The sequence below is a fragment of the Escherichia sp. TW14182 genome (genome assembly GCF_000208525.1).
Classification (GTDB): domain Bacteria; phylum Pseudomonadota; class Gammaproteobacteria; order Enterobacterales; family Enterobacteriaceae; genus Escherichia; species Escherichia ruysiae.
Map to the genome: position 1 here is coordinate 1 of NZ_AEJZ01000253.1, position 11,039 is coordinate 11,039.

General features: G+C 50.5%; 11 protein-coding genes. 4 read left to right on the plus strand and 7 right to left on the minus strand.

Annotation, left to right across the window (positions count from 1 at the left end; genetic code table 11):
* Nucleotides 1–232: LysR family transcriptional regulator (locus EQY_RS0118800; protein WP_000548284.1), on the minus strand; the 232-nt coding region annotated here is incomplete at its 3' end.
* 98 nt (nt 233–330) lie between these two features.
* Here EQY_RS0118800 and EQY_RS0118805 point away from each other — a divergent pair.
* From EQY_RS0118805 to EQY_RS0118815, 3 genes are all read left to right on the plus strand, one after another.
* Nucleotides 331–1,380, plus strand: coding sequence for a YeiH family protein (locus EQY_RS0118805; protein ID WP_000182060.1), 1,050 nt, complete (start codon nt 331–333; stop codon nt 1,378–1,380).
* 73 nt (nt 1,381–1,453) lie between these two features.
* Nucleotides 1,454–2,311, plus strand: coding sequence for a deoxyribonuclease IV (gene nfo / locus EQY_RS0118810; protein WP_000873890.1), 858 nt, complete (start codon nt 1,454–1,456; stop codon nt 2,309–2,311).
* 2 nt (nt 2,312–2,313) lie between these two features.
* A complete protein-coding gene (locus EQY_RS0118815; RefSeq protein ID WP_001065008.1) occupies nt 2,314–3,402 on the plus strand; it encodes a sugar kinase in 1,089 nt (362 codons plus the stop codon).
* 54 nt (nt 3,403–3,456) lie between these two features.
* Here the strand turns inward: EQY_RS0118815 and rihB are convergent, their stop codons facing one another.
* Complete coding sequence (gene rihB, locus EQY_RS0118820; RefSeq protein WP_000415410.1) at nt 3,457–4,398, minus strand: ribosylpyrimidine nucleosidase; 942 nt, start codon at nt 4,396–4,398, stop codon at nt 3,457–3,459.
* Between the two features lie 128 nt (nt 4,399–4,526).
* Here rihB and EQY_RS0118825 point away from each other — a divergent pair, with 128 nt between their 5' ends.
* Nucleotides 4,527–5,225, plus strand: coding sequence for a transcriptional regulator YeiL (locus EQY_RS0118825; RefSeq protein WP_000658617.1), 699 nt, complete (start codon nt 4,527–4,529; stop codon nt 5,223–5,225).
* Nucleotides 5,226–5,295: 70 nt separating this feature from the next.
* Here EQY_RS0118825 and EQY_RS0118830 read toward each other — a convergent pair whose 3' ends face one another.
* The 5 genes from EQY_RS0118830 to EQY_RS0118850 form a co-directional block, all read right to left on the minus strand.
* On the minus strand, nt 5,296–6,546 hold the full coding sequence (locus EQY_RS0118830; protein ID WP_000353893.1) for a NupC/NupG family nucleoside CNT transporter: 1,251 nt from the start codon (nt 6,544–6,546) through the stop codon (nt 5,296–5,298).
* A gap of 93 nt (nt 6,547–6,639) precedes the next feature.
* The gene (gene psuG, locus EQY_RS0118835) at nt 6,640–7,578 is read right to left on the minus strand and encodes a pseudouridine-5'-phosphate glycosidase (RefSeq protein WP_001292473.1); all 939 of its coding nucleotides are present in this window, start codon (nt 7,576–7,578) and stop codon (nt 6,640–6,642) included.
* Nucleotides 7,566–8,507: a pseudouridine kinase gene (locus EQY_RS0118840; RefSeq protein WP_001207111.1), complete on the minus strand. Its 942-nt coding sequence runs from the start codon at nt 8,505–8,507 to the stop codon at nt 7,566–7,568. The genes psuG and EQY_RS0118840 overlap by 13 nt, the downstream gene beginning before the upstream one ends.
* A 424-nt stretch (nt 8,508–8,931) precedes the next feature.
* Nucleotides 8,932–10,623 (minus strand): PTS fructose transporter subunit IIBC, encoded by a 1,692-nt coding sequence (fruA, locus tag EQY_RS0118845; RefSeq protein ID WP_000854460.1) that lies wholly within the window; start codon nt 10,621–10,623, stop codon nt 8,932–8,934.
* A 16-nt stretch (nt 10,624–10,639) separates the two neighbouring features.
* Nucleotides 10,640–11,039: PfkB family carbohydrate kinase (locus EQY_RS0118850; RefSeq protein ID WP_000299747.1), on the minus strand; the 400-nt coding region annotated here is incomplete at its 5' end.

Below are 11,039 nucleotides of genomic sequence, written 5' to 3' on the forward strand. Positions count from 1 at the left end.
CGGCCTGTTCCAGCAACGCCAGCGCACGCGGATAGAGCAGCCGCCCGTGTTCATTAACAACCAGTCTTTTCCCCACGCGATCAAACAGTTGCACGCCTAGCTGCCCTTCCAGATCGGTCAACGCCGCGCTCACTGCTGATTGCGACAACGCCAGCATCACCGACGCCTGGGTGGTTGATCCACTTTTCAATACTTCTGCAAAAACTTCCAACTGCCGGAGGGTGATGTGCATAGTCGCTTACCACTTATAAAGATTAATTATAAATATATAATCAATTTTATTTTTAAACCAGTTAGTCGTAACCTTATGCCCGGATAAAGGAGAGGGTTATGACGAATATCACCTTACAGAAACAACATCGTACACTGTGGCATTTCATTCCGGGGTTAGCCCTGAGTGCAGTTATCACCGGGGTCGCCCTGTGGGGTGGTTCCATTCCCGCTGTTGCGGGTGCCGGGTTTAGTGCCCTCACTCTCGCAATCTTGTTGGGGATGGTTTTAGGCAACACAGTATATCCGCATATCTGGAAAAGCTGTGACGGCGGTGTGCTGTTTGCCAAGCAACATTTACTACGTCTGGGTATTATTCTTTACGGTTTCCGTTTGACGTTTTCACAAATTGCCGATGTCGGTATTAGTGGGATCATCATTGACGTGTTGACACTGTCCAGCACCTTCCTGCTGGCCTGCTTCCTGGGGCAGAAAGTGTTTGGCCTGGATAAGCACACCAGCTGGTTGATCGGTGCCGGTAGCAGTATTTGTGGTGCTGCGGCGGTACTGGCGACTGAGCCGGTAGTGAAAGCAGAAGCCAGTAAAGTGACTGTGGCTGTCGCAACCGTGGTTATCTTCGGAACCATCGCGATTTTCCTCTACCCGGCAATGTATCCGCTGATGACCCAATGGTTTAGCCCGGAAACGTTCGGTATCTACATTGGTTCTACCATGCACGAAGTGGCGCAGGTAGTGGCAGCTGGTCATGCCATCAGCCCGGAAGCTGAGAACGCAGCAGTTATCTCCAAAATGCTGCGCGTGATGATGCTGGCTCCGTTCCTCATCCTGCTGGCGGCACGTGTTAAACAGCTGTCTCCTGCGAATGGCGGCGAGAAAAGCAAAATCACCATTCCGTGGTTTGCCATCCTGTTCATCGTGGTTGCCATCTTTAACTCGTTCCACCTGTTACCGCAGAGCGTGGTGGATATGCTGGTAACGCTGGATACCTTCCTGCTGGCAATGGCGATGGCGGCGCTGGGTCTGACCACTCACGTCAGCGCGCTGAAAAAAGCCGGGGCGAAACCTCTGCTGATGGCACTGGTACTGTTTGCCTGGCTGATTGTTGGTGGTGCTGCGATTAACTATGTAATTCAAAGCGTCATCGCATAAACCACTACATCTTGCTCCTGTTAACCCGCTATCATTACCGTTTTCCTCCAGCGGGTTTAACAGGAGTCCACATATGAAATACATTGGAGCGCACGTTAGTGCTGCTGGCGGTCTGGCAAATGCCGCAATTCGCGCCGCCGAAATCGACGCTACCGCGTTTGCCTTGTTCACCAAAAATCAACGTCAGTGGCGTGCCGCACCGCTCACGACGCAAACCATCGATGAATTCAAAGCCGCCTGTGAAAAATATCACTACACGTCGGCGCAAATTCTTCCCCACGACAGTTATCTGATTAACCTCGGACATCCGGTCACTGAAGCTCTGGAAAAATCGCGCGATGCCTTTATAGATGAAATGCAGCGTTGCGAACAGCTGGGGCTTTCTTTGCTCAACTTCCACCCTGGCAGCCATCTGATGCAGATTTCAGAAGAGGATTGCCTTGCGCGTATTGCCGAATCCATCAACATTGCGCTGGATAAAACTCAAGGTGTAACAGCGGTGATTGAAAACACCGCCGGTCAGGGCAGCAATTTAGGGTTTAAATTCGAACATCTCGCGGCGATTATCGACGGCGTGGAAGATAAATCCCGCGTCGGCGTCTGCATTGATACCTGCCATGCATTTGCAGCCGGGTATGATTTGCGTACTCCTGCCGAATGCGAAAAAACGTTCGCAGATTTTGCCCGTATTGTTGGCTTTAAGTATCTACGTGGGATGCACCTTAACGATGCGAAAAGCACCTTTGGCAGCCGCGTTGACCGCCATCATAGCCTCGGTGAAGGCAATATCGGTCATGATGCGTTCCGCTGGATCATGCAGGACGACCGTTTCGACGGCATTCCGCTGATCCTTGAAACCATCAACCCGGATATCTGGGCAGAAGAGATCGCCTGGCTAAAAGCGCAACAAACTGAAAAAGCGGTAGCCTGAAGATGAATAACCGGGAAAAGGAGATCCTTGCAATTTTACGGCGTAACCCGCTGATTCAGCAGAATGAAATTGCGGACATGCTGCAAATCAGCCGTTCGCGCGTTGCGGCGCATATTATGGATTTAATGCGCAAAGGGCGGATTAAAGGCAAAGGTTACATTCTCACCGAGCAGGAATACTGCGTCGTGGTGGGGACAATCAATATGGATATTCGCGGGATGGCGGATATCCGTTACCCACAAGCGGCTTCTCATCCCGGTACGATTCATTGTTCGGCAGGCGGCGTTGGGCGCAATATCGCCCACAATCTGGCGCTGTTAGGCCGCGACGTCCATTTACTCTCTGTGATTGGCAATGATTTTTATGGCGAGATGCTCTTAGAAGAGACGCGCCGTGCTGGAGTGAATGTCTCTGGCTGCGTTCGTTTACATGGTCAAAGCACATCAACATATCTGGCAATTGCCAATCAAGACGAACAAACCGTATTGGCGATTAATGATACTCATCTGCTGGAACAGTTAACGCCGCAATTATTGAACGGGTCACGTGATTTACTTCGTCATGCGGGCGTGGTACTAGCAGATTGCAACCTGACTGCCGAGGCGCTGGAGTGGGTCTTTACCCTCGCTGATGAAATCCCGGTATTTGTCGATACCGTTTCAGAATTCAAAGCGGGCAAAATCAAACACTGGCTGACGCATATTCACACCCTGAAACCCACTTTACCGGAGCTGGAAATTTTGTGGGGAAAGGCGATCACCAGCGATGCTGACCGAAATGTCGCAGTGAATACGTTGCATCAGCAAGGTGTTCAGCAACTGTTTGTTTATTTGCCCGATGAATCCGTTTATTGCAGCGAAAAGGATGGCGAACAATTTTTGCTGACCGCGCCAGCGCATACGACAGTCGATAGTTTTGGTGCTGACGATGGTTTTATGGCGGGCCTGGTATATAGCTTTCTTGAAAGATACAGTTTCCGCGACAGCGCCCGTTTTGCGATGGCCTGCGCGGCAATTTCGCGCGCCAGCGGCAGCATAAATAACCCTACCCTGTCTGCTGATAACGCGCTTTCATTAGTGCCGATGGTGTAACAATGCTGCCGGATGCGACGCTTGACGCGTCTTATCCGGTCTTATTATCAACACTTAGTGGGTTTTGATGTAGCCGCGAACGCACTCTTCGACTAATCCCCAGAACCAGTCGGTATCAATAGTGATGCCGACTTTGGTATTGGCGGGCTTGCCAAGAACGCCCAGCTCGTCGCAGACGGTACGCCCGTAGCAAGGGCCGCTATTAACGTCCACTTCGACATACATTTCCTGGGTTTTAATGCCATCAGAGTTGATCAGATAACCTATGCAGGTGGCGTCATGCACCGGGCCGCCAGCCAGGCCGTAGTTTTCGAACTGGGTTTTGAGGGTGAAATTCATGATGTCGCGGAACAGTTCGCCGGCAGGGCCACCGGCCCTTTCCATCCGCGCAATTACATCCGGGGTACACACGGTCTGGTTAGTGAGATCCAGGCCCATCATCACCAACGGAACGCCGGAGGTGAATACCACGCGTGCCGCTTCTGGATCAGCAAAAATGTTGAACTCGGCAGACGGCGTGAAGTTACCTGTACCATAAGCGCCGCCCATCAGCACAATTTCACGGATTTTTGGCAGGATTGCGGGCTGCATACGCATCGCCACCGCGATGTTTGACAGCGGCCCCACCGGCACCAGAGTGATATCGCCTTCGCTTGCCATCAGGGTATCAATGATGTATTTCACCGCATGGGTGCTTTCAGCCTGGCGGGTCAGCGGTTCGAACACCGGGCCATCCAGACCGGTTTCGCCATGAATATTATCGGCAACGATTTGTTTGCGCATAATTGGCTGCGGCATCCCCGCATAAACCGGAACATTAATCTCCAGTTTCTGACAAACATTCAGACCATTAATTAATGTTTTATCAAGCGTCTGATTACCCGCCACAATGGTGATACCTAATAAATCAATCGCCGGATGTTTCGCGGCCATCATTATGGCAATAGCATCATCATGACCCGGATCACAATCCAGAATAATTTTCCTCTTTTCCATTGTTTATTTCCTCTGTTTCAGTTGCGTTATTTTTTTCTACAACAAAGAAATTTCCACCGGCCGATGATTGAATCTTAACAACAGCGTAAGTATGCTAAATATGAGAAATCTCATAGCGGATAAACATCGTGAAAGAAATCCACAATAATGAACTTAAGCAGCAACTGATTAGTGAGTCCGCATTTAATGAGTGCTTTTCAACGGATGTTTCAGCCGATACACGACTGTTTCATTTTTTAGCACGTGACTACATTGTGCAGGAAGGGCAACAGCCGTCCTGGCTATTTTACCTGACGCGAGGCCGCGCCAGGCTTTACGCCACGCTTGCCAATGGGCGCGTGTCGCTGATTGATTTCTTTGCCGCGCCCTGTTTTATTGGCGAGATTGAGTTAATCGATAAAGACCATGAACCACGTGCGGTGCAGGCTATTGAAGAGTGTTGGTGTATTGCACTCCCCATGAAACATTACCGCCCGTTGTTATTAAACGACACGCTATTTTTACGAAAACTCTGCGTCACCTTAAGTCATAAAAATTATCGCAATATTGTTTCTTTAACTCAGAATCAATCATTTCCATTAGTGAATCGCCTGGCAGCATTTATATTACTCTCGCAGGAAGGTGATCTTTATCACGAAAAGCATACGCAAGCGGCAGAGTATTTAGGCGTTTCTTATCGACATCTTTTATATGTTCTCGCACAATTCATTCACGACGGTTTATTAATTAAAAATAAGAAAGGATATCTCATTAAAAATAGAAAGAAGTTGTTGGGACTGGCGCTGGAGATGGACCCGGAGAATAAACTCTCCGGGATGATGCAGTAAAAATGATTTGCAATAGCGCGATTACCGGATGCGACGATTGATGCGTCTTATCCGGCCTACAAATCGAGCATTACGCCAGCCCAATAAAGAACCCGGCAATGGTCGCACTCATCAGGTTGGAAAGCGTCGCAGCTGCCAGCGCCCGTAAACCAAGCTGGGCGATTTCCGGCGCACGTTTTGGCGAAATAGCCGAAAACGCCCCAACGACAACACCGATAGAACCAAAGTTAGCAAAACCACAAAGCGCAAAGGAGATAATCGCCACGGTTTTCACTTCCAGCGTGCCACCCGTTTGCAGGTATGGCGAGAAACTCAGGTAAGCGACGAATTCGTTAATCGCCAGTTTCTGCCCAATCAGGCTACCCGCAAGGTTGGCATCACTCCAGTCCACGCCCATAATCCACGCCAGCGGTGCCAGCACATAGCCAAAAATACTTTCCAGAGAAGCATTGGCAAAACCAAACCAGCCGCCAATTCCGCCGATAATGCCATTGATCAGCGCAATAATTGCGACAAACGCCATTACCACCGTCGCCACACCGGCCGCGATTTTCAACCCGGTCATCGCACCGCTCGCCGCCGCTTCGATAAAGCTTTTTGGCGGCGTTTCGCTGAACGACAGATTTTCAAATGTGACCTGCGAAGGCTCGGTTGCCGGGCTAAGAATACGTGCAAACAAAATACCGCCAGGGATCGCCATCAGCGATGCCGCTAACAGATAGTCAATTGGCACGCCCATTCCGGCGTAACCAATCATCATCGAACCGGCAATAGACGCCATGCCGCTACAAATTGCGGTAAACAACTCGTTGCGATTCATACGATCAATAAACGGTTTTACGATCGCCGGGATCTCGTTTTGCCCAAGGAAAATGGTGGTGACCGCGACAAAAGATTCTATTTTGCTGATGTTGAGGGCTTTCTGGAAAATACTGCCAAGAATGCGAATCAGGAGTCCCATCACGCCAATGTAGTACAGCAGGCTGATGAGCGCAGTAACGAAAATAATCGCCGGAAGTACGCGAAAGGCGAAGATAAAGCCCGCGCCGTCAAACAAGACATCCATTTTCGGCCCCACAAGAGAGCCAAAAATAAAGGCGCTACCCGCATCGCTGTAGGACATCACTTTATGGACGCCCAATGCTGCCTGTTCTACCGCCCATTTTCCCGGTGGGAAGTAGAGCATAATGCCGCCAATGGCGATTTGCAGCAGCAGCGCGGCTCCAACCGTGCGCAAACTGATGCTCTTTTTATTCACTGACAACACAAACGCTATTGCCAGTAACACCACCATCCCCACAACACTTCTCATTATATCCATAATGATTTTCCCTTCATGCCCGTAAACCCGGCGCCAGCGCCAGGTTTCGGTTTGTATGATGAGTACGGGCGACGGCTTTCTGCCCGTCAGAAATTAACCCGCGAGACGCTGGTATTCTTTGGCAATTTCGCTCGCCAGAATGGCGTTGTTAAACACCAACTGGATGTTGGATTTCAGGCTGTCGCCACCGGTCAGTTCTGCAACGCGTGCCAGCAGGAACGGCGTGCTTTCTTTACCGATTACACCTTGCTCTTCAGCTTCGGCAACTGCCTGATCAATTGCAGCGTTAATACTTTCTTCCGGCATCGCAAACTGTTCCGGAATTGGGTTTGCCACCACCAGGCCACCGTTCAGACCGCTTTGCCATTTCACCGCCATCGCACGGGCAATTTCGCTGGCGCTGTCGAGACGGATGCTGACTTCAAACGGGCTGGTGCGGCAGAAAAACGCTGGTAATGCTTTGGTCTGATAGCCAATTAACGGCACACCAAAAGTTTCTAAATATTCGGTGGTTAAGCCTAAATCGAGAATAGATTTTGCTCCGGCACAAACTACGGTGACATTAGTGTGCGCCAGTTCCTGTAAATCGGCGGAAATATCGAAGGTATTTTCCGCCCCGCGATGAACACCGCCAATACCGCCAGTGGCAAATACTTTAATTCCGGCAAGCGCCGCAATAATCATGGTGGAAGCCACGGTGGTTGCGCCATTTTTTCCGGCGGCAACAACAAAAGGTAAATCGCGACGGCTAACTTTCGTTACGTTATGTCCTTCACGACCCAGCAATTCAATTTCTTCTTTGCTTAAGCCCACTTTCATCACGCCGCCAATAATAGCGATAGTGGCTGGTACAGCGCCCTGCTTACGAATTGTTTCTTCAACTTCAATTGCGGTCTGGGCATTTTGCGGGAACGGCATCCCGTGAGAGATAATGGTCGATTCCAGCGCCACAACCGGTTTTTTGTTTTTTAAAGCGTCCTGCACTTCCGGGGAAATTTGTAATAATTCAGGGGAAATTTTTAATTCAGACATTCTGCGTTCTCCACTAACGATATAACGTTGGCAATCGATAAATCAGGGTTATTGGTGTATTCACAGGAGAGCGCCATTGACGAACATCCCTGTGCAAAACGAACAGATTCGGCAAACGGCATCCCGTCTACCCAACACGAAGCAAGTCCCGCCATCATGGCATCGCCCGCTCCGGTAACGTTAATGACATTGGTTTTAATCGGTGCAGACCAGCCGCTTTCGCCGCTGATATCACTATAATAAACACCATCACCACCCATGCTCAGAACCAGTCGGTTCAGGCCATGTTGATGGAACCAGGCGGCAACCTTTGCTACATCTTCACGCCCGGAAAGCGCAATCCCGCTCAGGGTTTCCGCTTCAAGACGGTTTGGCTTCAGGGTATGAATTTGACTTAATCGCTCGCGTACTTTGACGCATTTCCAGGCCGAAACCGGATCGACAAATACCGGTACGCCAGCGGCATTATCCAGAATCCAGACCAATGTCTCTTCACTGATATTACAGTCTGCGACAATGACCTTTGCCCCCTGAATAAATTCACGGTGCTGTGCGAGATATTCCGCTGAAATACAGTTACTAATATTCATGTCATTTATAGCAACCAGCATTTCACCGGTATTATCGAGTAATGATAAATAGCTCGATGTATTTTCCCCAGGCACAATAAGGCATTTATCGACATAAACACCGGAGTGATTGGTTTGTGTCAGGAGCGATTGACCATAAAAATCACTGCCTACGGCGCTCAGTAGCCAGGCTTTGTTTCCCAGCAACGCCAGATTTTGTGCGATATTGCGCCCTACTCCACCGGGAGTAAATTTTATTTTCCCTGGATTGGAATCCGCATAATTTAATGATTCATGTGAATATCCGGCGACATCAATATTCGCCGAACCTATAATTACGACATAATCCTTTTCGCGCATAGCACGTCCTCTGGTAAAAAATTACCAACCCTTTCAATCCACAAGAATAGAGATAACTGCAAAGACGGTTTAAACATGTGTTCATATTTAAACATGTGCTCATAGTATGCATGTTTTACTTAAAGTAAATTACCGCCAGAGGGGCAAAATGAGCAGATTTGAACAAGCTCACAAAACGCTATTATTGGCGGTTTTAGAAAAAGCGAAGAAATTGTGAAGTGATGCACAGAATGGAAACAATAAAAAAGGGCAGAAATTAATCTGCCCTTGAGGAAATGACGTTACTGTTTGATGAGAGTGTCAGCTTTCTATTGGAAAATAAAACCATTCAAAATCATAGAATTGCCGTCAACAATTTATCACTCACCTTGCACTCATCAAATGATACAGGGCAGAAAATTTCTGCCCTGTGGTTCACGTTTTATTATGCTGCTTTCGCCACAACGTCCGCTTCCGGACGTTTCAGGAAGGCATAGGCCAGACCCGCCACCAGCGTACCAGCGATAATTGCCACCAGGTAACCCAGTACCGGCGTAATGGCGCCAGGGATCAGCAGAACAAACAGACCACCGTGCGGTGCCATCAGTTTCGCACCAATCGCCATTGAGATTGCGCCAGTCAGCGCCCCACCAACGATACAGCACGGCAGCACTCGCATCGGATCACGGGCAGCAAACGGAATTGCACCTTCTGAAATAAAGCACAGACCAAGAACCAGAGCTGCTTTGCCGCCTTCTTGCTGCGCTTTGTCGAATTTGCGACGCGCCACCATTGTTGCCAGCCCCATTGCCAGCGGAGGCACCATACCTGCCGCCATAATCGCCGCCATCGGGCCATAGGTTTGAGTACTCAGCAGACCCACACCGAATGCATACGCTGCTTTGTTTACCGGACCGCCCATGTCAGTACACATCATGCCACCGAGGATCGCGCCCAGCAGAACCGCATTCGCAGTACCCATGGTTTGCAGCCAGTGAGTCAGGCTTTCGAGGATGCCAGCAACCGGTTTACCGATCAGGTAGATCATCGCCAGACCGACCACCAGACTGGAAATCAGCGGAATGATCAGAATCGGTTTCAGCGCCTCCATACTCTGTGGCAGTTTCAGTTGCGTACTGATTAACTTCGCGATGTAACCCGCCAGGAAGCCCGCAATGATCCCGCCAATGAAGCCAGAACCTGTGCTGACCGCCAGCATACCGCCAATCAGACCCGGCGTGAGACCCGGACGATCGGCAATGGAGAAGGCAATGTAACCCGCCAGTACCGGCACCATCAGCGCAAAGGCTGAACCACCGCCAATCTGCATCAGCGCCGCCGCCAGCGTCCCCTGCTCTTTAAACGCTTCGATACCAAAAGCAAAGGAAAGCGCGATACACAGACCACCCGCAACCACCATTGGCAGCATGTAGGAAACGCCCGTCAGCAGGTGACGATACGCGCCTGCACTCTCTTTCTTACCTTCAGTGGTCGCCGTTTGAGCTTTACCCGCCGGTTCGTAAGGCGTCGCTTCAGCAACCGCTTTATCCAGCTCCTGAGCCGTTTTCTTCAGCGCCAGACCGGTAGAGGTGCGATACATTGGTTTACCGGCAAATTTCGCCAGATCCACTTCGATATCTGCTGCCACAATCACCAGATCCGCTGCTGCCACTTCTTCAGGCGTGATCGCGTTACCCGCACCAACGGAGCCACGGGTTTCAACTTTCACCCACCAGCCACGTTTTTTCGCTTCGGTTTCAATGGCTTCAGCCGCCATAAAGGTGTGCGCTACGCCAGTTGGGCAAGCTGTCACCGCAACCACGCGTTTCGGGCCACTGGCGACAACCGGTGCTGTCGCAGCGACCGGCGCAGTGTAAGGCTTCGCATGGCCTTTGGCTTCACTCAGGAATAGCTCAGGATGCGCGACTGCGCGGGAAATATCGCCCAGCCAGACATTTTTACCGTTCAGCGCGCTGTCGTTCGGGATGGAATCACCCAGAACAATCGCCATTTCAGCGTCGTTCGGATTGTCGATGATTTCCAGTTTTGCTTTTCGCGCCGCCGCGCCCAGCAGGGTCTTCGCCATATAGGCGCGTGCCTGACCGAGATTAGCGTCAATAATCAGCAGCGTTTTCATTATGCCTCTCCTGCTGTCAGTTAAAAGGTTGTAAGTCGACGCGCGCCATCATTGCGGCCAACTGCGGACGATCGGTAATACCCACATTGCTTTGACTGACCGCCAGGGCTGCAACAGCCGTTGCCAGACGCAGTGTGTGTTCACTGGATTCACGCATCAGCAAGCCATAAATGAGGCCACCAACCATGGAATCCCCTGCGCCAACAGTGCTTACGACATCGACTGACGGTGGTTTGGCGATCCATTCGCCGGAGGCATTAACCCAAAGCGCGCCTTCGGCACCCAGTGAAATGACGACATGCGCGATACCTTGTTCACGTAGCGCATGTGCAGCTTCAATGACATCTTTCATTTCAGGCAGTTTACGGCCAGCCCAGATTTCCAGCTCGCGGCGGTTAGGTTTCACCAGCCACGGT